This window comes from Burkholderia sp. Bp9090, assembly GCF_003857985.1.
Lineage (GTDB): Bacteria > Pseudomonadota > Gammaproteobacteria > Burkholderiales > Burkholderiaceae > Burkholderia.
Genome location: NZ_QTPV01000023.1, coordinates 50,664 through 73,794, shown reverse-complemented (window position 1 = coordinate 73,794; position 23,131 = coordinate 50,664). Strand labels below are relative to the sequence as shown.

At 68.0% G+C, this 23,131-nt stretch carries 24 protein-coding genes; 8 read left to right on the top strand and 16 right to left on the bottom strand.

Going from position 1 to position 23,131, the window contains the following annotated elements; translation table 11 throughout:
• Positions 1-24: 24 nt before the first annotated feature.
• From coxB to DIE16_RS21075, 3 genes are all read right to left on the bottom strand, one after another.
• Entirely contained in the window at positions 25-1,620 is a 1,596-nt protein-coding gene (gene coxB / locus DIE16_RS21085) for a cytochrome c oxidase subunit II (protein ID WP_124486532.1), read from the bottom strand.
• Between the two features lie 56 nt (positions 1,621-1,676).
• The gene (locus DIE16_RS21080) at positions 1,677-2,198 is read right to left on the bottom strand and encodes a DUF2244 domain-containing protein (protein WP_044848219.1); all 522 of its coding nucleotides are present in this window, start codon (positions 2,196-2,198) and stop codon (positions 1,677-1,679) included.
• Between the two features lie 195 nt (positions 2,199-2,393).
• Complete coding sequence (locus DIE16_RS21075; protein WP_124486533.1) at positions 2,394-3,359, bottom strand: methyltransferase domain-containing protein; 966 nt, start codon at positions 3,357-3,359, stop codon at positions 2,394-2,396.
• An 83-nt stretch (positions 3,360-3,442) separates the two neighbouring features.
• Here DIE16_RS21075 and DIE16_RS21070 point away from each other — a divergent pair, with 83 nt between their 5' ends.
• Both DIE16_RS21070 and trmL read left to right on the top strand, forming a co-directional pair.
• Positions 3,443-4,255 (top strand): ComF family protein, encoded by an 813-nt coding sequence (locus tag DIE16_RS21070; RefSeq protein ID WP_124486534.1) that lies wholly within the window; start codon positions 3,443-3,445, stop codon positions 4,253-4,255.
• A gap of 106 nt (positions 4,256-4,361) precedes the next feature.
• A complete protein-coding gene (trmL, locus tag DIE16_RS21065; protein WP_124486535.1) occupies positions 4,362-4,832 on the top strand; it encodes a tRNA (uridine(34)/cytosine(34)/5-carboxymethylaminomethyluridine(34)-2'-O)-methyltransferase TrmL in 471 nt (156 codons plus the stop codon).
• A gap of 42 nt (positions 4,833-4,874) precedes the next feature.
• On the opposite strand, the gene DIE16_RS21060 is transcribed toward trmL, so the two are convergent.
• The 5 genes from DIE16_RS21060 to DIE16_RS21040 all read right to left on the bottom strand — a co-directional run bounded on the left by DIE16_RS21060 (position 4,875) and on the right by DIE16_RS21040 (position 7,800).
• Positions 4,875-5,399, bottom strand: a complete 525-nt coding sequence (locus DIE16_RS21060) for an O-acetyl-ADP-ribose deacetylase (protein ID WP_124486536.1) — start codon at positions 5,397-5,399, stop codon at positions 4,875-4,877.
• Between the two features lie 106 nt (positions 5,400-5,505).
• Complete coding sequence (locus tag DIE16_RS21055) at positions 5,506-6,504, bottom strand: NAD(P)H-dependent glycerol-3-phosphate dehydrogenase (RefSeq protein ID WP_044848223.1); 999 nt, start codon at positions 6,502-6,504, stop codon at positions 5,506-5,508.
• Positions 6,505-6,530: 26 nt separating this feature from the next.
• A complete protein-coding gene (gene secB, locus DIE16_RS21050; protein WP_014895954.1) occupies positions 6,531-7,013 on the bottom strand; it encodes a protein-export chaperone SecB in 483 nt (160 codons plus the stop codon).
• 107 nt (positions 7,014-7,120) lie between these two features.
• On the bottom strand, positions 7,121-7,381 hold the full coding sequence (gene grxC, locus DIE16_RS21045; RefSeq protein WP_044848224.1) for a glutaredoxin 3: 261 nt from the start codon (positions 7,379-7,381) through the stop codon (positions 7,121-7,123).
• Positions 7,378-7,800, bottom strand: a complete 423-nt coding sequence (locus DIE16_RS21040; protein WP_050014781.1) for a rhodanese-like domain-containing protein — start codon at positions 7,798-7,800, stop codon at positions 7,378-7,380. The genes grxC and DIE16_RS21040 overlap by 4 nt, the downstream gene beginning before the upstream one ends.
• A 136-nt stretch (positions 7,801-7,936) precedes the next feature.
• Here DIE16_RS21040 and gpmA point away from each other — a divergent pair, with 136 nt between their 5' ends.
• The 3 genes from gpmA to DIE16_RS21025 all read left to right on the top strand — a co-directional run bounded on the left by gpmA (position 7,937) and on the right by DIE16_RS21025 (position 11,356).
• Complete coding sequence (gene gpmA, locus DIE16_RS21035; protein WP_124893337.1) at positions 7,937-8,683, top strand: 2,3-diphosphoglycerate-dependent phosphoglycerate mutase; 747 nt, start codon at positions 7,937-7,939, stop codon at positions 8,681-8,683.
• 246 nt (positions 8,684-8,929) lie between these two features.
• On the top strand, positions 8,930-10,471 hold the full coding sequence (locus tag DIE16_RS21030; protein ID WP_124486538.1) for a S41 family peptidase: 1,542 nt from the start codon (positions 8,930-8,932) through the stop codon (positions 10,469-10,471).
• 132 nt (positions 10,472-10,603) lie between these two features.
• Positions 10,604-11,356, top strand: coding sequence for a molybdopterin-synthase adenylyltransferase MoeB (locus tag DIE16_RS21025; RefSeq protein ID WP_044848228.1), 753 nt, complete (start codon positions 10,604-10,606; stop codon positions 11,354-11,356).
• Positions 11,357-11,456: 100 nt separating this feature from the next.
• On the opposite strand, the gene ptsP is transcribed toward DIE16_RS21025, so the two are convergent.
• The 7 genes from ptsP to DIE16_RS20990 form a co-directional block, all read right to left on the bottom strand.
• Positions 11,457-13,229, bottom strand: a complete 1,773-nt coding sequence (gene ptsP, locus DIE16_RS21020; protein ID WP_044848237.1) for a phosphoenolpyruvate--protein phosphotransferase — start codon at positions 13,227-13,229, stop codon at positions 11,457-11,459.
• A 207-nt stretch (positions 13,230-13,436) separates the two neighbouring features.
• Positions 13,437-13,706 carry an HPr family phosphocarrier protein gene (locus DIE16_RS21015; RefSeq protein WP_006752075.1) on the bottom strand — a complete coding sequence of 90 codons (270 nt, stop codon included), beginning with the start codon at positions 13,704-13,706 and terminating at the stop codon, positions 13,437-13,439.
• A gap of 74 nt (positions 13,707-13,780) precedes the next feature.
• Complete coding sequence (locus DIE16_RS21010; protein WP_044848229.1) at positions 13,781-14,251, bottom strand: PTS sugar transporter subunit IIA; 471 nt, start codon at positions 14,249-14,251, stop codon at positions 13,781-13,783.
• A 231-nt stretch (positions 14,252-14,482) separates the two neighbouring features.
• On the bottom strand, positions 14,483-15,439 hold the full coding sequence (gene gshB / locus DIE16_RS21005; protein WP_124571335.1) for a glutathione synthase: 957 nt from the start codon (positions 15,437-15,439) through the stop codon (positions 14,483-14,485).
• A 25-nt stretch (positions 15,440-15,464) separates the two neighbouring features.
• Positions 15,465-16,754, bottom strand: coding sequence for a glutamate--cysteine ligase (gene gshA, locus DIE16_RS21000; protein ID WP_044848231.1), 1,290 nt, complete (start codon positions 16,752-16,754; stop codon positions 15,465-15,467).
• 241 nt (positions 16,755-16,995) lie between these two features.
• Complete coding sequence (locus DIE16_RS20995) at positions 16,996-18,513, bottom strand: ammonium transporter (protein WP_124486541.1); 1,518 nt, start codon at positions 18,511-18,513, stop codon at positions 16,996-16,998.
• Positions 18,514-18,546: 33 nt separating this feature from the next.
• Complete coding sequence (locus DIE16_RS20990) at positions 18,547-18,885, bottom strand: P-II family nitrogen regulator (RefSeq protein WP_006398175.1); 339 nt, start codon at positions 18,883-18,885, stop codon at positions 18,547-18,549.
• A 365-nt stretch (positions 18,886-19,250) separates the two neighbouring features.
• Here DIE16_RS20990 and DIE16_RS20985 point away from each other — a divergent pair, with 365 nt between their 5' ends.
• Both DIE16_RS20985 and DIE16_RS20980 read left to right on the top strand, forming a co-directional pair.
• Positions 19,251-19,502 carry an accessory factor UbiK family protein gene (locus DIE16_RS20985; protein WP_006398174.1) on the top strand — a complete coding sequence of 84 codons (252 nt, stop codon included), beginning with the start codon at positions 19,251-19,253 and terminating at the stop codon, positions 19,500-19,502.
• A 268-nt stretch (positions 19,503-19,770) separates the two neighbouring features.
• Complete coding sequence (locus tag DIE16_RS20980; RefSeq protein WP_124893336.1) at positions 19,771-21,435, top strand: YifB family Mg chelatase-like AAA ATPase; 1,665 nt, start codon at positions 19,771-19,773, stop codon at positions 21,433-21,435.
• A 334-nt stretch (positions 21,436-21,769) separates the two neighbouring features.
• On the opposite strand, the gene DIE16_RS20975 is transcribed toward DIE16_RS20980, so the two are convergent.
• On the bottom strand, positions 21,770-22,342 hold the full coding sequence (locus tag DIE16_RS20975) for a hypothetical protein (RefSeq protein WP_044846738.1): 573 nt from the start codon (positions 22,340-22,342) through the stop codon (positions 21,770-21,772).
• Positions 22,343-22,505: 163 nt separating this feature from the next.
• Here DIE16_RS20975 and DIE16_RS20970 point away from each other — a divergent pair, with 163 nt between their 5' ends.
• Positions 22,506-23,042, top strand: a complete 537-nt coding sequence (locus tag DIE16_RS20970) for a peroxiredoxin (RefSeq protein WP_044846739.1) — start codon at positions 22,506-22,508, stop codon at positions 23,040-23,042.
• Positions 23,043-23,131 lie beyond the last annotated feature (89 nt).

Below are 23,131 nucleotides of genomic sequence, written 5' to 3'. Positions count from 1 at the left end.
TACGTCGACTAACTCAGCGACACGTCAAGCCGCCGGCCCGATCTCGACCCGCCGGGCTTCCTTCGCGTCAGCCCCGCCCGTGATCGTTTCCGGCTTTTTGAGAATAATGTGGTCTTCCGCCACGCCTGCTGCCTTCAGCGCGTCGCGCACGGCCTGTGCACGATGCTTGGCCAGTTCGGCGTTCGCGTCGGCCGAGCCCGTCTTGTCGGTGAAACCCGACAGCGCGAGCTTCGCGTCCGGATGTGCCTTCGCATAGTCGGCCGCTGCGGCGATCGCCGCCTTCGCGTCGGCCGGCAGCACGCTCTTGCCCGTTTCGAAGTAGATCGTCGACACAGCCGCCGATGCCGACGCTGCCGCCGGTTGCTCGGCCGCACCCGACGCGGCTTGCGCCGGTGCCGAGGCCGCTTCGGCCGGCGCCGCGGCGCCCGCCACGTCTTCCGGCATCTTGCCGTTGCGCGCGTCGGTCACTTGCTTCGGCTGCAGCAGGTCGTTCTTGTGGTTGCCCCACGAGTTGCGCTCGTACGTGATGACCGATGCGATGTCGAGGTCCGACAGCGACGCCCACGACGGCATCGCACCCTTGCCGTGCAGCACGCGCTCGACGTGGCCGGCGATCGGGCCGTTCACGATCGGGCTGCCGTCCATCGCCGGGAAGGCGCCGAGGCCCTTGCCGTTCACCTGGTGGCAGGCCGCGCAGTTCGCCTTGTAGACTTCCTCGCCGTGCGCGACGAGTTCGGCCATCGTGTAAACCTTGTTCGGATCGACCGACGCGCTGGCCAGCTTGGCCTTCTGCGCGCTCACCCACTTCGCGTAGTCGTCGTCCGACAGCACCACGACCACGACCGGCATGAACGCGTGTTCCTTGCCGCACAGTTCGGTACAGAAGCCGCGGAACGTGCCGACCTTGTCGGCCTTGAACCACGTATCGCGCACGAAGCCGGGGATCGCATCCTGCTTCACGCCGAACGCCGGCACGTACCACGAGTGAACGACGTCGTTCGCGGTCGTGATGATGCGGATCTTCTTGTTGACCGGCACGACGAGCGGGTTGTCGACTTCCTGCAGGTAGGTCTCGGTGATCGGCTTCTTGCCCATCACTTCGTCACGCGGGGTGCTGAGCGTCGACAGGAAGCTGATGCCCTCGCCCGGACCCTTCACGTAGTCGTAGCCCCACTTCCACTGGTAGCCGGTGACCTTGATCGTGAGATCGGCGTTGGTCGTGTCCTTCATCGCGACGACGGCCTTCGTGGCCGGCAGCGCCATCAGCACGACGATGATGAACGGCACGATCGTCCAGATGATTTCGACGGTCGTGCTTTCATGGAAATTGGCGGCCTTGTGGCCTTTGGATTTGCGGTGCGCGAAGATCGAATAGAACATCACGCCGAACACGCCGACGAAGATCACCGTACACAGGATCAGCATCATCGTGTGGAGATCGTAGAGCTCCTCGGCGATCTTCGTGACAGGCGGCTGAAAGTTGATCTCGTTGACGCGGGGGCCGCCCGGGCTATCACCGACCGCCAGAGCCGCGCCGGCAAAGAGCAATCCGCTGCATGCCAGCACGCCCGTGAGGGCTCGCTTGATTGTTTTCATAGCATCCTTACCCAAAATTTCCATTCAAACCCTCCCCCGTCGCAAGGCGCCGGCCTGTTCCGGCCGGTGCCCGCGCCTCGTCAGCCGCAGCGCCTGAGCGACACGCGCAGTTCGTCGGCGAACTGCGCACGCTTGTGCTGCGCGAGATGCTGCCCGATTACGACGGTCTGCCCGCGCGATACCAGTCGAATCGGATCGCGTGGCGTCGCACCCGGCTCGACCCGCACCCAGCGCGGATTGAATTCGATCTGCGTGAGCCGCTCCGCATCCATCCGCTCGATCACGAGCCGGTGCGGAAACAGCCTGATGCGCTCGTAATCGACCGCATGACGGGCATGGATCGCAAACGCGACGCCGACCGCCAGCAATTCGATTCCCGTGAAGGGCATGACGAGCCAGGCCCCCCGCCACATCAGCACTGCCGCGATCACCAGCGAGAAGCCCGCGAGCGACGCGTAAAACAGCACGAACTGGCGCGGCGACACCGAACAGTTGCGTTTCATGAGCCAGTCTTCGAGGACCGGTTCATCGTTCGTCTCCGCCGACACCCTTGCTGCTTCCATCGCCGCCTCACGCGAATGGCATGCGATGCATGCCTGCATCGGACTCGTCGGCCCGTATTGCGGGGACCCCGGGACGACAAGCTGACGCATTATAGGCGGGTTCAATGGCATCCACAAGCAAGCGGCTATCGGCCCGCGAGCCAAGCGCCACAAGCTTCCCGGCCGTTTTTGGCGTCTATTCGACCCCGCTTTGCGCCGCTAATTTCAGACATAACAAAACCCCTCTTTACCGCTTTACCGATTCTTCGGACGCCCCTTGCCGATATCTTCGATGCGCACGATGCCGTGCCCCTCGGGGGTCGTGCGCGGCACGGCCTTCCATGCGTGGCCGTAGATCACCTCGAACGTCAGGGCAATCGTGCCGTCCGCGCGCCGGCGCGCTTCCAGCGCGTCGCCGAGCGCCGCGCGAAAGCGCCGCGCCGCATGCTGCGGCACCGCGCGGTCGAACGGATAGGCGCCCCAGCGGCGCACGTCGGCCAGCAGGGAATCGGGGGTCTTGTACGTGACGGTCAGCACTTCCTGGTCCATCACCGGAATCTCGAAGCCGCTCTCGACGAGCATGTCGCCGAGGTCGTGCATGTCGACGAAATCGACGACGCGCGCGGCCGGCGGCGCGATGGCGAGCGCCGCTTCGGCGTCCGCGCAGGCCGCGCGCAGCTCGCGCAGCGTGTCGGGGCCGAGCGTGCTGAACATCAGCAGGCCGTTCACGCGCAGCACGCGCTGCCATTCAGGGAACACCGTATCGGGACGCGAATGCCAGTGCAGCGCGAGATTCGACCAGATCAGGTCGAACGCGCCGGCCGCGAACGGCAGCACCGAGAAGTCGGCCTGCGCGACGCGCGGGCCGCGCTGGCCCAGCGCCCGGCCGAGCGACGCAGGCAGCCAGCGGCGCCAGCTCGCCTGCTCGACCTCGCGCTGGCCCGCCCGTGCGAGCATCGCGCCGGACAGGTCGACGCCGAACACCGGGGCTTCGGGAAAGCGCGCGCGCAGCGCCGGCAGGTCGTCGCCCGGGCCGCAGCCTGCGTCGAGCACGGCCGCGGGGCTCACCTTGATGTATTCGAGGCGCTCGTTCATCCGCTGCGCGATCTCGCGCGGCAGGAACGCGACCGCGTCGAACGTGGCGGCGCGGCGATCGAAGATCCGCCGCAGACGCCGGGCGTCATTGGCCGGACGGCCGGTTGAAGTCGAAGCTGGGGACATGTCGGGCACACTGGCGAAGAGCCCGAAGTATACTCGCTCGCCTCGCAGCCTTCATCGAGGCGGGGCCGCCAGGAGTGTTCGCGATGGATCGCAGTTCCGCCCCGCGCCCGATGCGCGTCGTTTTGTCGCAGGTTCGCGCGCTGGCCGTGCGCGTCGTCGCACTCGCCTTGCCGAATCGGTGCGCGCTGTGCGGCAATTTGTCACATCCGGTGATTTGCAGCGCCTGCGACGCCGCGTACTGGAACGAAGCGCGGCTGCGCTGCGACGTCTGCGCGGTGCCGCTGGGCGTCGGGCGGCCGCGGCCGCGCGCAGCCCGCGGCGGGCACGGCGGCGCCGGTTCCGCGTCCGCGTACCGGTGCGAAGCATGCCGCGCGACGCCGCCGCCGTTCGATGCGACGCTCGCGCTCGCCGATTACCGCGCCCCGCTCGACGGGCTCGCGCGCGGCCTGAAGTTTCATGCGCGGCTCGCGCTCGGCGCGGAATTCGCGGCCCGGCTCGCACAGCGGATCGACGACACGGACGCGCTGCGCGCCACCGGCGGCTTCGACGTGATCGCACCGGTGCCGTTGTCGCACGGTCGGCTCGTCGCGCGCGGCTACAACCAGGCGTGGGCGATCGCGCGGCCGCTCGCGCGCCGGCTCGGCGTGCGCGCCGACGCGGCGCTGCTGGCACGCGTGGCCGAAACCGCGCCGCAGTCGCGGCTCGACCGGCGCGCGCGGCGCGACAACGTGCGCGCGGCGTTCGCGGTGGCGGGCGACCTCACCGGCCGCCACGTGGCACTCGTCGACGACGTGATGACGTCCGGCGCGACGCTCGCGGCGGCCGCGCAGGCATTGAAGGCGGCGGGCGCCGCACGCGTGACGAATCTGGTTGCGCTGCGCACCGCCAGGGATTAATTAGATAGAGAGGCCGGCCGCCCGCGCGCGGCGCCGGCCGTCACGAACCGGCCGGCCGGGACGAGTGCACGTCGCTCCGTCCCGGCCGGCCCAGCCAGACCCAACCATGTTCAACGTCGTCCTCGTCGCCCCCGAAATTCCGCCGAACACCGGCAACGTGATCCGCCTGTGTGCCAATACCGGCGCGCGCCTGCATTTGATCGAGCCGCTCGGCTTTCCGCTCGACGACGCGAAGATGCGCCGCGCGGGCCTCGACTATCACGAGTACGCGGAAATGCGCGTGCATCGCGACTGGGACGCGTTCGTCGCGACCGAAGCACCCGATCCCGCGCGGATGTTCGCGTTCACGACCCGTGGCTCGGGCCGCTTCCATGACCATGCATTCGTGCCGGGCGACTGGTTCGTGTTCGGCTCGGAAACACGCGGCCTGCCGACCGAGGTGCTCGAACGCTTCGCGAACGAACAGCGCGTACGCCTGCCGATGCGGCCGGGCAACCGCAGCCTGAACCTGTCGAACACGGTGGCGGTGGTCGTGTTCGAGGCGTGGCGCCAGGCCGGCTTCGAAGGCGGCGCCTGACGCGCCCGCGGGCCACGCCGCGCGGCCGGATCCGCTCACGCGCTAGATACGCGCGAGCCGCGCGCGATACAGGTCGTAGATGTCGGATGAAAAGCACGCGAACACCACGCGTGCGAGGTTCGGCGCCTGCGGCAGCATTTCGGCGACCGTGCCGACCGCGATGTCGACGGCCTCCTCGGCCGGATAGCGGTACACGCCGCAGCTGATCGCCGGGAATGCGATCGAGGTCGCCGCAACCTCCTCGGCCAGCTCGATCGCACGCCGGTAGCATGCCGCGAGCAGCTCGGGCTCGCCGCGCCCGCCGCCGTGCCACACCGGGCCGACCGCGTGAATCACGTACCGGGCCGGCAGCCCGTGGCCGCGCGTGAGCTTCGCGTCGCCGGTCTCGCAGCCGCCGAGCGTGCGGCACTCGGCGAGCAGGCCCGGGCCGGCCGCGCGATGGATCGCGCCGTCGACCCCGCCGCCGCCGAGCAGTGAACCGTTCGCAGCATTGACGATCACGTCGACGTCGAGCGTCGTGATGTCGACGCGTTGCGCGTCGAGCGTGGTGGAACCGATCTGCAGCATGACACCCTCCCGAAACGCCGGAGACGGTTCAAGCGTAGTGCGCTTTGGCGCCGCCCGCTTTGCGCGAGCGGGCCCGGCCGCAAAAAATCGGTGTGATTCGTCGGCGTTATTCGGCGCGCGCGTCGCGCCGCAGCAGGCCGCTGACCGCATCGCGCGGTGCGACGCCGTCGAACAGCACACCGCACACGGCTTCGGTGATCGGCATTTCGATCGCCTGCGCGCGCGCGAGCGCGAGCACGGCCTGTGCGCAGCGCACGCCTTCGGCCACATGGCCGAGCGCGCCGAGGATGTCGTTCAGCGAGCGGCCGGCCGCCAGCTGCAGGCCGACCGTGCGATTGCGCGACAGGTCGCCCGTCGCGGTGAGGATCAGGTCGCCGAGGCCCGTGAGGCCCGTGAAGGTCTCCGCGCGGCCGCCGAGCGCGACGCCGAGCCGCGACATTTCGGCGAGACCGCGCGTGACCAGCGCGGCGCGCGCGTTCAGCCCGAGGCCGAGGCCGTCGGCGATGCCGGTCGCGATCGCCAGCACGTTCTTCACCGCGCCGCCGACCTCGACGCCGACCACGTCGTCACCCGTATAGATCCGCATCGCGCCGTGATGGAACGCGGCCAGCGTGCGCTCGCGGCATTCGGCGGACGTGCTCGCGACCGTCAGCGCGACGGGCAGCGCGAGCCCGACCTCGCGGGCGAAGCTCGGCCCCGACAGCACGCCGTTGCTGTGCTGCCCCGGCAGCTCGGCCGCGATCACCTGGTGCGGCAGCAGATGCGTGTCGGCCTCGAAGCCCTTGCAGACCCACACGACATGCGCGGGCACGCAGCCCGCGTCGCGCATCGCGCCGAACAGCGTGCGCAGCCCGGCCACGGGTGCTGCGATCACGCACAGTGCGTCGTCCGCGGCGCCGTGCGCGAGCGCCGCGCCGAGATCGGCGTCGTAGCGCAGCGCATCGGGCAGCGCGATGCCGTCCAGATAGCGGGAATTTTCGTGCCGGGCCTGCAGCCCGGCGATCAGCGCGGCGTCGCGCGCCCAGAGAAGCGTATCGTGCCGCGCGGCCAGATGGCCCGCGAGCGCGGTGCCCCAGGCACCGGCGCCGAGAACGGCTACTTTCATACCCAGCACCGGTCCGGAGTGAAACGTCAGTTCAGCGTCGTGCCGTTCGGCGCGCCTGCCGCACCGGCCTGCTGCTGCTGAAGCTGCGCGAGACGCTGCTCGTACAGCGCCTGGAAGTTGATTTCCGCCAGGTGGATCGGCGGGAAGCCCGCACGCGTGATCGCGTCGGCGATGTTCGAGCGCAGGTACGGGAACAGGATCGTCGGGCAGGCGATGCCGACGAGCGGGTCGAGCTGTTCGTCGGGAATGTTGCGAATGTCGAAAATGCCGGCCTGCTTCGCTTCGATCAGGAATGCGACCTTGTCCTTCACCTTCGCGGTGACGGTGCCCGACACGACGACTTCGAAGACGCTTTCCGCGAGACGTTCGGCCTTGACGTCGACTTCGACTTCAACCGACGGCATGTCCTGCTCGAGGAAGATCGCCGGCGAATTCGGCTGCTCGAGCGACATATCCTTCAGGTAGACGCGCTGGATGTTGAAGAACGGTTGGTTTTCGACGTCGGACATGGTGTTTCCCTAAAAGTGGTGACGCGGCGGCCCGGCTTCACGCCGGCCGCCTCGGTTGAATCCTGCGCGCTCATGCCGCGGCGCGGCCGGCGGCCATTCTGCCCTAATCAGGCCGCTTGCAGAAGCGGCACGAGCCCGCCTTCGCGGTCGAGCTTCGACAGATCGTCGTAGCCGCCGACGTGCGTGTCGCCTATGTAGATTTGCGGGACCGTGCGACGGCCGGTGCGCGTCATCATTTCCTCACGGCGGGCCGGATCGCGGTCGATCAGCACCTTTTCGATCTGCTCCACGCCGCGCAGCTTCAGCAGGCGCTCGGCCTGAATGCAATACGGACACACCTGCGTGCTGTACATCAAAACCTTGCTCACTTCGCCACTCCTTGTTTGACGACCGGCATCCCGGCCTGCTGCCAGGCGGCGACGCCGCCCTCGAGCACGTGTACCTCGGCATAGCCTGCCGCCTCGACCTCGCGCGCCGCCTTCTGCGACTGCTGGCCGTTCTGGCAGACGAGCAGCACGGGGGTGCTCTTGTTTTTCGCGACCTGCGCAATTTTCGCGCCGATCTCGCCGGCGGCGACCTGGCGCGCCGACGGCAGGTGGCCGGCGGCGAAGTCGGACGCGGTACGCAGGTCGATCACGACCGCGTTGCGGCGATTGATGAGCTGCGTCGCCTCCGCGGCCGACAGGCCGCCGCGGCCGCGGCGCAGGGCCGGCCATGCGAGCAGGCCGCCGGAAACCAGAAGGATCGCGATAAGGGCCAGGTTCGTGTAATTGGTAAAGAACGTCACGGAATGCCGCCGGAAAAAGAGAAATCGGATGAGGACAATCGCGCCATTATAAAATAACCGCCTTGCGCGATGGCGGACCCGGGCCGGGTACCGCGCGACGCGCCCCGCTTCCCTATCACTACCGACCGCAAGATCCATGTACAAACTCGTTCTCATCCGCCACGGCGAATCGACGTGGAACAAGGAAAACCGCTTCACCGGCTGGGTCGACGTCGACCTGACCGAACAGGGTCGCAACGAGGCCTACCAGGCCGGCGAATTGCTCAAGGAGGCCGGCTACACGTTCGACATCGCCTACACGTCGGTGCTCAAGCGCGCGATCCGCACGCTGTGGCACGTGCAGGACAAGATGGACCTGATGTACCTGCCGGTCGTCCACTCGTGGCGCCTGAACGAGCGCCACTACGGCGCGCTGTCGGGCCTGAACAAGGCGGAAACGGCCGCCAAGTTCGGCGACGAGCAGGTGCTCGTGTGGCGCCGCAGCTACGACACGCCGCCGCCGGCGCTCGAGCCGACCGACGCGCGCGCGCCGTTCGACGACCCGCGCTACGCGAAGGTGCCGCGCGAGCAGCTGCCGCTCACCGAATGCCTGAAGGACACGGTCGCGCGCGTGCTGCCGCTGTGGAACGAGTCGATCGCGCCGGCCGTCCGTGCGGGCAAGCAGGTGCTGATCGCCGCGCACGGCAACTCGCTGCGCGCGCTGATCAAGTACCTCGACGGCATCTCGGACAGCGACATCGTCGGCCTGAACATCCCGAACGGCGTGCCGCTCGTGTATGAACTCGACGAGACCCTGAAGCCGATCACGCACTACTACCTGGGCGACCAGGACGCGATCGCGAAGGCGCAGGCCGCCGTCGCGAAGCAGGGCAAGGCGGGCTGATACCCGTCGTGCCGGGCGGGCCGCCTCGCGCGCGGCCTGCCCGGCTGCTCCGGCGCGCGGGCGCGAACCTTCGCGGCCCCGGTGCTGTCGAACCCGCTTTCGAATCCGCTGCGCATCCGGCGCCCCCGCCGGGACCGGGCTCCCGGACCATTTCGCACCGGTCCACTGAGCAATCGGGCGAACAGTTATACTTGTCCGCTACATCCCCGCTACCGCCACGCGCTTCCCGACCGCACCAGACTCTCTATGCGAATGAAATTGAAGAACATCGGCCTGATTGCCGCGGGCCTCGCCACGGGCGTATTCGCCACGCTGCAGGTTTCGGCATCGGCCGAGCAGACCGCCACGGCACCGCTTCCCCTCGACCAGCTCCGCCTGTTCGCGGAAGTGTTCGGCCAGATCAAGCGCGAGTACGTCGAGCCGGTCGACGACAAGAAGCTGCTGACGGCGGCGATCAAGGGCATGGTGTCGAGCCTCGACCCGCACTCGTCGTTCCTCGACAAGACCGACTACGACGAGCTGCAGGAGCAGACCAAGGGCCGCTTCGCGGGTCTCGGCATCGAGATCTCGCAGGAAGACGGCCTCGTCAAGGTGATCTCGCCGATCGAAGATACGCCCGCGTTCCGCGCCGGCATCCGTCCGGGCGACCTGATCACGCGCATCAACGACAAGCCGGTGCGCGGCATGACGCTCGACAAGGCCGTCAAGCAGATGCGCGGCGAGCCGGGCACCAAGGTCACGCTGACGATCTTCCGCAAGAGCGACGACCGCACGTTCCCGATCACGGTCACGCGCGCGATCATCAGGGTCCAGAGCGTGAAGATGAAGCTGCTCGACCCGGGCTACGCGTATATCCGGATCACGAGCTTCCAGGAGCGCACGACGCCCGATCTCGCCGCGAAGCTGCAGGACATCGCGCGCCAGCAGCCGAACCTGAAGGGCCTGATCGTCGACCTGCGCAACAACGGCGGCGGCCTGCTGCAGAGCGCGGTCGGCGTCGCCGGCGCGTTCCTGCCGCCCGACTCCGTCGTCGTGTCGACCAACGGCCAGATCCCGGATTCGAAGCAGGTCTACCGCGACACCTACGACAACTACCGCCTGCCGTCCTTCGACGGCGATCCGCTGAAGAGCCTGCCGCCGATCTTCAAGACCGTGCCGATGGTCGTGCTGACGAACGCTTACTCGGCGTCCGCGTCGGAGATCGTCGCCGGCGCGCTGCAGGATTCGAAGCGCGCGCAGATCATGGGCAAGACGACGTTCGGCAAGGGCTCGGTGCAGACGGTCCGTCCGATGACGGCCGACACCGCGCTGCGCCTGACGACCGCCTACTACTACACGCCGAGCGGCCGTTCGATCCAGAACAAGGGCATCACGCCCGACGTGCCGGTCGATCAGTATGCGGACGGCGATCCGGACGACGTGCTCGTGACGCGCGAGGTCGACTACACGAACCACCTCGCGAACACGCAGGATCCGAACGAGAAGAAGGAACAGGAAGAGCGCGAGCAGCGCCGGATGGATCAGCTGCGCGTCCTCGAGGAGCAGAACGACAAGAAGACGCCGGAGCAACGCCAGAAGGACCGCGATCGCAAGCCGATCGAGTTCGGCAGCGCCGACGACTTCATGATGCAGCAGGCGCTCAACAAGCTCGAGGGCAAGGCGGTGCAGGAATCGAAGTCGCTGCTCGCCGAGAGCACGACGAAGAGCCCTGCGACCAAGGCCGCGTCCCCCGCGAAGGCGTCGGGCACGAAGGCCGCCGCACCGAAGCCCGCGTCGGCGCCGCAGTAAGCGCCGGCCGGCATCCGACGGGCCATCGCGGGAAGACCGCGATGGCCCGTTTTTCATGTGCGCCTAGAATACGCAGATGGACGCAGAGGCGTCCGCGCCGCCGCCGGCGGCATGCCTCACCCGACCTCTCCCATGAACGACGATCAACTCCTCCGCTACTCCCGCCACATCCTCGTCGACGAAATCGGCATCGAGGCGCAGCAGCGCTTCCTCGACGCGCATGCGATCGTCGTCGGTGCCGGCGGTCTCGGCTCGCCGGCCGCGATGTATCTCGCGGCGTCCGGGGTCGGCACGATCACGCTCGTCGACGCCGACACGGTCGACCTCACGAACCTGCAGCGACAGATCCTGCACGTGACGGCCTCGGTCGGCCGCAGCAAGGTCGAATCGGGGCGCGACGCGCTCGCGCAGCTGAACCCGGAAGTGACCGTGCATGCGGTCGCGGCGCGCGTCGACGATGCATGGCTCGACGCGCACGTGCCGCAGGCGACCGTCGTGCTCGACTGCACCGACAACTTCGCGACGCGGCATGCGATCAACCGCGCGTGCGTCGCGCACGGCGTGCCGCTCGTGTCGGGCGCCGCGCTGCGCTTCGACGGCCAGATCAGCACCTTCGACTTCCGCGACCCGGCCGCGCCCTGTTACGCGTGCGTGTTTCCGGAGGACCAGCCGTTCGAGGAAGTCGCGTGCGCGACGATGGGCGTGTTCGCGCCGACGGTCGGGATCATCGGCGCGATGCAGGCCGCCGAAGCGCTGCGCGTGATCGGCGCGATCGGCACGACGCTCAACGGGCGGCTGATGATGCTCGATTCGCTGCGGATGGAATGGACGACGATGAAGATCGCGCGCCAGGCCGACTGCCCCGTGTGCCAGGGCCGGCACTGACGCGCGCGGGATGCATGAACGCATGCGCCGGGCGGCGCATGCGCGACGTTTCGCTACCTTCGCGACGCGCGCGACGGTTTCGCCGCGCAGTCCGCGCCGCCTAGGCGGCCGCGTCCGCGCGCGGTTCCGCGACCGACAGGCGCTTGAGCGCCGCCTGCACTTCCTCCGGCTCGAACGCGGCCAGCACGTCGGCCGTCGGCTTCTCGAGCGCCTTCAGGTGCGCGCGCAGGATCTCCTGCTTCACGACCAGCAACTGGCTCGGGTGCATCGAGAACTCGGTGAGCCCCATCCCGAGCAGCAGGCGCGTGAGCGCCGGATCGCCCGCCATCTCCCCGCACACCGACACCGACACGCCTGCACGCTTCGCTTCGCGCAGCGTATAGGCGATCAGGTGCAGCACCGCCGGATGCAGCGGGTCGTACAGGTGGGCGACCGCGTTGTCCGCGCGGTCGATCGCGAGCGTGTACTGGATCAGGTCGTTCGTGCCGATCGACAGGAAATCGAAGCGCTTCAGGAACAGCGGCAGCGCGATCGCCGCGGCCGGGATCTCGATCATCGCGCCGACGCGCACGTTCGGATCGTATGCGAGCCCCGCGTCGTCGAGCTGGCGCTTCGCCTCGCGGATCAGGTCGAGCGTCTGGTCGATCTCCTGCGCGTGCGCGAGCATCGGGATCAGTATCTTCACCTGCCCGAACGCGGACGCGCGCAGGATCGCGCGCAGCTGCGTGAGGAACATCTGCGGCTCGGACAGGCTCCAGCGGATCGCACGCAGGCCGAGCGCCGGGTTCGGCGCCGTCTCGTAGCCTTCGTCGAGCGCCTCGAGCGGCTTGTCCGCGCCGACGTCGATCGTGCGGATCGTCACCGGCATGCCCTTCATCCACTCGACCGCGCGCTTGTACGCGGCGAACTGCTCCTCCTCCTCGGGCATCTCCTTCTGATGCATGAACAGGAACTCGGAGCGGAACAGCCCGACGCCGACCGCGCCGGCCTCGACCGCCGCCTTCGCGTCGTCGGGCAGCTCGATGTTCGCGTAGAGGTCGATCTTCGTGCCGCACAGGGTTTGCGTCGGCGAGAACTTCAGGCGCTGCAGCTTGCGCTGTTCGAGCAGCTTCTCGGACTGGCGGTACGAATATTCCTCGAGGACGATCGGCGCGGGATCGACGATCACGATCCCCTGGTCGCCGTCGACGATGATCAGGTCGTCCTGGCGGATCAGCGAACTCGCATGCTGGACGCCGACCGCGGCCGGAATGCCGAGGCTGCGCGCGACGATCGCCGTGTGCGACGTGCGGCCGCCGAGGTCGGTGACGAACGCCTGGAACGACTGCGTCTTGAACTGCATCATGTCGGCCGGCGCGATGTCGTGCGCGACGACGATCATCTCGTTCGTACCGTTCTTGGCCGCGCGATCGAGCGCCTGCGACGCCGACGGCGCACCGGCGAGCGCCTTCAGCACGCGCTCGACCACCTGCTCGATGTCGGCCTTGCGCTCGCGCAGGTATTCATCCTCGATATCGTCGAAGTGGCGCGTGAGCAGCTCGAGCTGCTCCGTCAGCGCCCATTCGACGTTGTAGCGTCGCGTGCGGACCAGGTCGATGGTTTCCTGCACGAGCATCGCATCGCTCAGGATCATCGCGTGGACGTCGATGAACGCACCCACTTCGGTCGGGGTGTCGTCGGTCAGGTCGGCGCGCAGCGCCTCGAGTTCGCGATGCACGACCTCGCGCGCCGTGCTGAAACGCTCGACCTCGGCGTCGATCTGGTTCGCCTCGACCAGGTAATGGGCGACGTCGAGCGCCGCCGGCGCGATCAGATACGCTCGCCCGATCGCGATACCACGTGAGACGGGAATGCCATGCAGCGTGAAGGACACGCGCACCTCCTCTGTACATGTAAAGCCGCGGCACACTGCTGCGATGCGCTTATGACCCCGGTTAGCGATTATAAATTCCGCACCTCCGTGCTGGCTGCATGCAGCGCAGCATTGCGATTTCCGCATCAATGCTACGGACAAAAAAAATGCCGCGACATACGCGGCATTCTGCTTCGAAACGGCAACGATCGCGGGGCAGGCCCCGGATCACTGACCTTCGCCGAACTTGTCCGCGATCAGCTTGAGCAACGCGTCCATCGCCTCGCGCTCGTCCGGACCTTCGGTCTCGATCGTCACGCTGCTGCCGATGCCCGCCGCGAGCATCATCACGCCCATGATGCTTTTCGCGTTGATCTTGCGTCCGTTGCGCGTCATCCAGACTTCCGACTGGAAGTTGCCGGCCAGTTGCGTAAGCTTGGCCGATGCGCGCGCATGGAGCCCCAATTTGTTGACGATGGTGGTTTCTTGTTGAAGCATGGTTCTCGGTCGGGTCGGTCGAGGCCGCCGGCGACGTGCGTCGGCGGGTCGGTCTAAAACGGAAAACGGGACGGTCAGTGCGATTCGGTGCGCGGTTGCGGCTCGGGCGGAATCGGCGCGCACTGGCCGCAGCCGGTTTCCGAAGGCGGCGGCGGCGTGCCGGCAGACACCTCGTGGACGCCCTTCGCGCCGCCGGACAGCGCCTTGTCGACGAGCTTGTCGAGCGGCACGGTACGGTAGCAGACGGCGCGCACCAGCATCGGCAGGTTCACGCCCGCCAGCACGCGCACGTTGTCGAGCTTCGCGAGCTGGCCCGCGATGTTCGCGGGCGTCGCGCCGTACATGTCGGTCAGCACGACGACGCCGTTCTCTTCCCTGAGCCGCGCGAGCTCCGCGTGTGCGAACGCCATCACCTGGGTCGGGTCGCTGTCCGCCAGCACGTCGATGCAGCCGATGCGCGCGGGCACGCCGCCGTAGATGTGCGCGATGCAGTCCCGCAGCGCGGTGGCGAGCGGCGCGTGCGCGATGATCAGAATCCCGGCCATGTCAGACTGCCCCCGGCCGCCCTTGGCGGGCCGACGCCCCGCAGCGGGGCAACGAGCATAGCGAGTATGGGAAACGTTTCATGTTCAGCCTTGCAACGGTTTCGGCCCGACCGCCGGGCCTTCGGCGCGCTGGTCGCGGCACCGGGCAAGCGGGCATTGTAGCAGGCCGGTCGAACCGCTCCGGCGACGGGGGGCCTGCGCGGCCGCCGCCGGGCTTGCGCGGAAAGCGGGCTACGCGGCCGCCCGCTCCAGCGCGTCGATGAACATCGCGGCGACGTCGAAACCCGTCTGCTCCATGATTTCGCGGAAGCACGTCGGGCTCGTCACGTTCACCTCGGTCAGCCAGTCGCCGATCGCGTCGAGCCCGACCAGCAGCAGCCCGCGCGCGGCGAGCACCGGCCCGAGCGTCGCGGCGATCTCGCGGTCGCGCGGCGTCAGCGGCTGCGCGACGCCGAGCCCGCCCGCGGCGAGATTGCCGCGCACCTCGCTGCCCTGCGGAATCCGCGCGAGCGAATACGGCACCGGCTCGCCGGCGATCAGCAGAATGCGCTTGTCGCCCGCCTTGATCTCGGGAATGAACTTCTGGATCATCAGCGAGCGCGTGCCGTCGTGGCCGAGCATCTCGATGATCGCGCCGAGATTCATCCCGTCGGCCTTCACGCGGAACACGCCCATCCCGCCCATGCCGTCGAGCGGCTTCACGATCACGTCGCCATGCTCGGCATGGAACGCTCGCAGGCGCGCGGCGTCGCGCGTGACGAGCGTCGGCGCGACGAACTGCGGAAACTCGCCGATCGCGAGCTTCTCCGAGTGATCGCGGATCGACTGGGGCTTGTTGAACACGCGCGCGCCCGCCCGTTCGGCAAGCTCGAGCATCCAGGTGGCCGTCACGTATTCCATGTCGAACGGCGGATCCTTGCGCATCAGCACCGCGCCGAACGACGTCAGCTGACGCGATTCGTGCGCGGCCGCCTCGAACCACGGCTGGCGATGCAGGTCGGCCGTGTCGCCGACGATCGTCACGCGCTGCACGTCAGCCTCGACGCCCGAGCCCGTCCATGCGAGCTGGTGCGGCTGGCACGCGTACACCGCATGCCCGCGCCGCGCGGCCTCCGCCATCATCGCGTAGGTCGAATCCTTGTAGATCTTGAAGCGCTCGAGCGGGTCGGCGATAAAGAGAATGTCCATGCGGGTCCTGTACGTAGCGAAGCCGTTACACCTGGATGGCTTCGGGATCGGTCTTTTCCAGTTCGATCGACGACGCGATCAGCGACAGGCGCGCGACGACGCCGTACATGTAGAAACGGTTCGGCGGCGCGGCGCCCGGCTTCGCGCCGGCATCCGGCAGCGCGGTGTGCTCGAAGCCGAGCGGCACGTAGTGCATGCCGGGCGCGTTCAGGTTCTGGTCGCGCTCGCGGCCGCCGTGCGTGCGGTAGAAACCGCCGACCACGTAGCGGTCGATCATGTACACGACCGGCTCGGCCACTTCGTCGCCGACGCGCTCGAACGTGTACACGCCTTCCTGGACGATCACGTCGCGCACCGCGAGGCCGGCCTTCGACTCGGCCATCTGCGCGCGCTCGGCCTTCGACATGCGGCCGATCTCGGCCGCGTCGTGCACGGTCATCACGCCGCGCCCGGCGGTGCCCGCGTCGGCCTTCACGACGACGTACGGCTTTTCGCTGATGCCGTATTCGCGATACTTGCGCGCGATCTTCTTCAGCACGCCGTCGATCGCGTCGGCGAGCGCCTGCTCGCCTTCATGCGCCTGCCAGTCGACGCCTTCGACGTGCGCGAAATACGGATTCACCATCCACGGATCGACGCCGACCATCTTCGCGAACTTCTTCGCGACGTCGTCGTAGCACGAGAAGTGCGTCGACTTGCGGCGCACGGCCCAGCCCGCGTGCAACGGCGGCAGCAGGTACTGCTCGTGCAGGTTCTCCAGCACGGCGGGAATCCCGGCCGACAGGTCGTTGTTCAGCAGGATCGAGCACGGATCGAAATTCTTCAGGCCGAGGCGGCGCTGCGAACGCTCGAGCGGTTCGAGCACGATCTTCTGGCCGTCGGCCAGCGTGATCGGCGTCATGTCGGTGATGCTCGGGTCGAGCGAGCCGAAGCGCACGTTCAGGCCGGCCTGGCGCATGATCGTCGCGAGCCGCGCGACGTTTTCCAGGTAGAACGCGTTGCGGGTCGGCAGCTCCGGAATCACGAGCAGATTCTTCGCGTCCGGGCAGATCTTCTCGATCGCGGCCATCGCGGCCTGGACGGCGAGCGGCAGCACTTCGGACGGCAGATTATTGAACGCGCCGGGGAACAGGTTCGCGTCGACGGGCGCCAGCTTGAAACCGGCGTTGCGCAGGTCCACCGAACAATAGAACGGCGGGGTGTGTTCCTGCCATTCGAGCCTGAACCAGCGTTCGATCGCAGGCGTCGCGTCGAGGATCTTCTGCTCGAGCTCGAGCAGCGGACCGTTCAACGCGGTAACGAGGTGGGGAACCATGAATCACTCGCGAGCGGGAGAATGAAGATTGTAGAGCAATTGCCTTGCCCATTTGGGGATTGTTCCCGGCTTCACAAGGATATGGAGGAAGTTTTCGGCTATTGACCCGATAGCCTGAAGGGTTATGCGCTACGGCAGCACGCGGCAGGAGAAAAAAAGCCCGCCGGGTGGCGGGCCGAAGTCGCTGCGCTCATTCGTGGCGGGCGCCGTCTGCGCGGCGGCCCGCCGTCATCCTTGTGACTTATTCGACATGTTCGCCGTGCAGGATCACGTCGAGGCCCTCGCGCTCTTCCTCTTCGGACACGCGCAGGCCAATCGTCAGGTCGATCAGCTTCAGCAGCACGAAGCTCAGCACGCCGCTGTAGACCAGCGTGATCAGCACGCCCTTCGCCTGCAGCAGCAGGCTGCCGTCGGCGCCGCCGATGTCCTTGACCGCGAACACGCCCGTCAGCAGCGCGCCGAGAATCCCGCCAATGCCGTGCACGCCGAACGCGTCGAGCGAATCGTCGTAGCCGAGCTTCGACTTGAGCCACGTGGCCGACCAGAAGCAGATCACGCCCGCCGCGATGCCGATCACGAGCGCACCGGCGACGCCGACGAAGCCGGCAGCCGGCGTGATCGCCACGAGACCCGCGACCGCGCCCGACACGATGCCGAGCACCGACGGCTTGCCCTTCGCGACCCATTCCGCAAACATCCAGCCGAGCGCCGCGCAGGCGGTCGCCACTTGCGTGGTCAGCATCGCGAAGCCGGCACGGCCGTCGGCCGCGACCGCGGAGCCCGCGTTGAAGCCGAACCAGCCGACCCACAGCATCGAGCCGCCGATCATCGTCAGCACCAGGTTGTGCGGCGCCATCGATTCGCGGCCGTAGCCGACGCGCTTGCCGAGCACGAGGCACGACACGAGGCCCGCGATACCGGCGTTGATGTGCACCACCGTGCCGCCCGCGAAGTCGAGCACGCCGTCGGCCGACAGCCAGCCGGTCGGCTCCCACACCATGTGCGCGATCGGCACATAGACGATCAGCGACCAGAGCGTCATGAACACGAGCATCGCCGAGAACTTCATGCGATCGGCGAACGCGCCGCAGATCAGCGCCGGCGTGATGATCGCGAACGTCATCTGGTAGACGAAGTAGACCGATTCCGGAATCGTCGTCGCGAGATGGCTGACGGTCAGCGTGGTCGCCTTGTCGCCCTTGATGTAGTTCATGCCGTGCAGGAACACGCGCGACAGGCCGCCGATGAAGCCGTTGCCCGGCGTGAACGCGAGGCTGTAGCCCACCACCGTCCACAGCACCGTGATCGCGGCGGTGATCGCGAAGCTCTGCATCACGGTCGCGAGCACGTTCTTCTTGCGGACCATGCCCGCGTAGAACAGTGCGAGGCCGGGGATCGTCATGAACAGCACGAGCGCGGTGGACGTCAGCATCCACGCGGTGTCGCCGGCACTGATCTTCGACGAATCGACGGAGAACGGCTCGGTCGGCGCGGCGGGTGCGGCCGGCGCGGACGCGGCGGCGGCGGCCGATGCGTCGGAGGCGGCGCCCGAAGCGGGTGCGGCGGCAGCGGCAGGTGCCGATGCGTCGGTGGCGGCCGGCGCCGAAGCGGCGGGAGCCGCGGCTGCCGATGCATCGGACGCCGTGGCGGCGGGCGCGGACGCTGCCGCGGCGGAGGCCGCGTCGTCGGCGAGCGCGGGACCGACGCCAGCCGCGATCAGCGAGCCAGCCATCAGCAGGGACATCAGAAGTTTGCGCATCTCGGGTTTCCTCTTGTCGCTTGTCTTGGTCTGTTACAGCGCGTCTGCGCCGGTCTCCCCGGTCCGGATCCGGATCACTTGCTCGATCGGCGTGACGAAGATCTTTCCGTCGCCGATCTTGCCGGTGCGGGCTGCACGCTCGATCGCCTCGACCGCCTGGTCGACGAGATCGTCGGACACGGCCGCCTCGATCTTCATCTTCGGCAGGAAATCGACCACGTATTCGGCGCCCCGGTACAGCTCGGTGTGCCCCTTCTGGCGCCCGAACCCTTTCACCTCAGTGACCGTGATGCCCGAGACGCCGAGCGCGGAGAGCGCTTCGCGCGTCTCATCGAGCTTGAACGGCTTGATGATTGCGGTAATCAGTTTCATGGAGTCCTCTCGCAGGTTGATCCCGTCGAATTGGTTGGAATGGTGTGACCGTCTCTCCTCAGCAACTCGCATGCCATGTTCGCGCGAGCACCGCCTCGAATGGCTCCGAAACGGGGTTGCATCGGGTGCTGAAAGGTACGGAAAGATGCGGAAGCCCGGCCGAATGGCCAACGTGGCCCAGGTTTGCTGGCGCGCCGAAAGGATCATTGCTAGAGTGCACGCACGTCCCGGATCTCCGGGCCATTCACCCATGCGGGCGCCATGCCCGGAATTCGCGCCACGCGCGCACCATTTCCGGTCATGCGTGCATCATGGGCACGTACGCAACTGAAGATGCACACTTTTTGTGCAAGGAAGGAAATCTCATGAAGCAACCCAGCGATGTTTTCAACGACCTGCAGTCGCGCGTCAGCGACCTGCTGAAAAACTCGCCGGCCAAGGATGTCGAGCGCAACGTGAAGGCCATGCTGTCGCAAGGCTTCTCGAAGCTCGATCTCGTCACGCGCGAGGAGTTCGACACGCAGGCACAGGTGCTCGCCCGCACCCGCGTGCGTCTCGAGGAACTCGAGAAGCGCGTCGCGGAACTCGAGCAGAAGCTCGCAGCGTCCCAGGCCTGACGCCCAACCCGACCGACAGGTCCGGGCGCGGGCCGCCTCGTGCGGCCCGCGCCTGACATCCGAAGTCGGCCGGTCAGCCGTTCCGTCGTTCCTCGCAATTCCCCGCTCTTCGCTGTTCCTCGCTCTTCGCTGTTTGTAGCGCTTCGCTGTTCGTCGTTCCTCGTTCTTTTCCGCGCCACGCCGGCAAGCGCGCACCGATTCCTCCGATTCCCGAGGCATGCGGCCCGAATGGCCGTTGCCCGTCCGATTCATTTAAAGGAGCCTCGCCATGTCGCTCGCCGTGGTGCGCAGTCGCGCGCCGGCGGCCGGCCGCGCGCCGGACGTCACCGTCGAAGTCCATCTTGCCAACGGATTGCCGTCGTTCTCGATCGTCGGCCTGCCCGATCTCGAAGTCCGCGAAAGCCGCGAGCGCGTGCGCGCCGCGCTGCAGAACTGCGGATTCGACTTCCCCGTCAGGCGCATCACCGTCAATCTCGCGCCGGCCGACCTGCCGAAGGAGTCCGGCCGCTTCGACCTGCCGATCGCGCTCGGCATCCTCGCCGCGAACGGCCAGCTCCCGGCCGACGCGCTGGCCGGCCGCGAATTCGCGGGCGAACTGTCGCTGACCGGCGCGCTGCGGCCGATGCGGGGCGCGTTCGCGATGGCGTGCGGCGCGGCACGGGACTGGCGCGCCGCGGCGACTGGAGCGGGCTTCGGGTCCTGCGCCACGGAGACCGGATCCGGCTTCGGGCCCGCCGCCGCGGGGACCGGCGCGGGCTTCGGGTCTCGCGCCGCGGCCGTCGCGCCGTGCGGGCCGGCGGCCGCAGCCCGTCCGCCCGAGCTGTACCTGCCGCTCGACAGCGCGGCCGAGGCCGCGCTGGTGCCGGGTGTCACCGTGTTCGGCGCGCCCGACCTGCCCGCGCTGTGCGCGCATCTGGCCGGTGCGCCGGATGCCCGGCTCGCGCCGGTCGAGGCGCCCGGCCTCGACGGCGTGCCGGCGCCGGCCGCCCCCGATCTCGCGGACGTCGTCGGCCAGCGCGGCGCCCGGCGCGCGCTCGAAGTCGCCGCCGCGGGCGGGCACCACATGCTGATGATCGGGCCGCCCGGCGCCGGCAAGTCGATGCTCGCCGCGCGCCTGCCCGGCCTCCTGCCGCCGCTGACCGACGACGAGGCGCTGGCGTCGGCCGCGCTCCTTTCCGCGAGCCGCATCGGCTTCTCGCCCGCGCACTGGCGGCGGCGCCCGTTCCGCGCGCCGCACCACTCGTCGAGCGCTGCCGCGCTGGTCGGCGGCCGCAACCCGCCGCAGCCGGGCGAGATCACGCTCGCGCACCTCGGCGTACTGTTTCTCGACGAGTTGCCCGAATTCGACCGGCACGTGCTGGAGATGCTGCGCGAGCCGCTGGAAGTCGGCCGCATCACGATCTCGCGCGCGGCGCAGCAGGCCGACTTCCCCGCCGCGTGCCAGCTGATCGCCGCGATGAATCCGTGCCCGTGCGGCTGGCATGGCGATCCGTCCGGGCGCTGCCGCTGCACCCCGGAGCTCGCCACGCGCTATCTGCGCAAGCTGTCGGGGCCGTTGCTCGACCGCATCGACATCCAGATCGACCTGCCCGCGCTATCGCCGGCCGAACTCGCGTCGCGCGCGACGGCGCCCGGCGAGCCGAGCACCGCGGTCGCCGCGCGGGTCGCCCGGGCGCGTGCGCTGCAGCTCGACCGGCAGGGCAAGACCAATCACATGCTGAGCGGGCGCGAGACCGACGACCTGTGCCGGCCGACCGACGACGGTGAGCGGCTGCTGCGCGAGGCCGGCGAGCGCTTCGGCTGGTCGGCACGCGCGTATTTCCGCGTGTTGAAGGTCGCACGGACGATCGCCGACCTGGCCGGTGACCCGTTGCCGACGGCCGCGCAGATCGCCGAGGCGATCCGCTACCGGCGTGCGCTCACGGCGCTGTGAATGCTCACGGAGGACAAAATATGACTGTCAAGACTTGACTTATGCACAATTTCACGAATCCGGCCCCTGATCACCCGGCGCGGGCACCTCTTCGTCATGAGATTCGTATCCCTTTGTTTTTATTGATTTTTCCAAAATGGATGGCCAACCGTCAAATGCGCCGGAAGGCCGTCCGGCGCGGCTTTGCGGGCGATTCGGTCAACTTTTCAACAAAGTTATCCACATGCGCTGTGGATAGCCGAAAAATCCCCGCAAAATCCGGCGATTAGCGTCGAAAGCTGCGAATGAACTTTCAATTGTCATGAAGTGTCTGAGCACCCTCGCCGGCCGCTGTTCAGTCGAGCTTGAACGAGCCGAAAAACTGGTCCAGCTGCTCCTGCGCGAGCGGCCCGTCGGCGATCGCGACGGCCTGGTACGCGTGCCGGCCGCGCGCCACGAGCCGCGCGACGATCGTCTTGCGCGAGCGGTCGCCGCCGCTCGCCGCGCCCGCGATGCGCAGCTCGAGCCCGTTCACCGCGCCGCCGGCCGCGAGCGGCACCGGCACCGAGGCCGTCTGCGGCACGCCTTCGAGATTGCGCGACAGCCCGGAACGCAGGAACTCGAGCGCCGCGCGGCGCGTGTCGTCGCGATCGTCGGGCAGCGTCAGCGTGCCGACCGCGAACACCGCGCCGTCGACGTGCGCGGCCTGCATCCGCATCGGCATCGACGCGCCGCCGACCGCCACCGGCTGGTTCTCGACGGTCGGCTTCGCCGGCAGGTCGATCGTGTAGCCGGCGTCGTTGTGCAGCGTACGCCAGTCATATGACGGCGAGCACGCGGCCAGCGCCGCGCTCACGCACGCGAGCGCGGCGAAGTGTCGCAGCGGACGAAAAAGGGGGCGCAACGAATCGATGACTTCCTTCGGCATGGCAGTGATGGGGACAGGCAAAAGGCCCATTATCCGCCGAAGCCGACACCCGGGATGTGTGGCGGCCGCCGGTGCGTGCGCCGCATTCGCGCTAAAATAACCGCCGAATTTCGACGTCCTTTGCATCGATCCGCGTCATCGACCGACTCCGAGAGCACCGCAGATGAACACCACGCCTCCCGCCCAGCGCCGCACCGGCCCCGCCCGCTATATCGTCGCGGCCGTCGTCGTCGCGGCCATCGCCGTTGCCGGCTTCTTCGCGTTCAACGGCAAGTCCACCGTGCCGGACGCCACGTTCACGCTGCTGTCCGGTCAGAAGGTGTCGACGGCCGGCGACCTGAAGGGCAAGGTCTACCTCGTGAACTTCTGGGCGACGAGCTGCGCGACCTGCATGCAGGAAATGCCGCAGATGGTCGATACCTACAATCGCTTCAAGGGTCAGGGGCTGGAGTTCGTCGCGGTCGCGATGAACTACGATCCGCCGATGTACGTCGCGAACTATGCGCAGACGCGCCAGCTGCCGTTCAAGGTCGCGCTCGACGACGGCAGCGTCGCGAAGCAGTTCGGCAACGTGCAGCTTACGCCGACAACCTTCGTCGTCGACAAGGACGGCAAGATCCTGAAGCGCTACGTCGGCGCCCCGCAATTCGCGGAACTCGACGCGCTGCTCAAGAAGGCGCTCGACGGCAACGCGGCCTGAGCGCCGCCTCCGCACGACACGACGCGCAGGGCCGCCCGCCGCGCCCTGCTCCACATGACGGACCGCACGACCGGCCAGCCCGGTTCCGC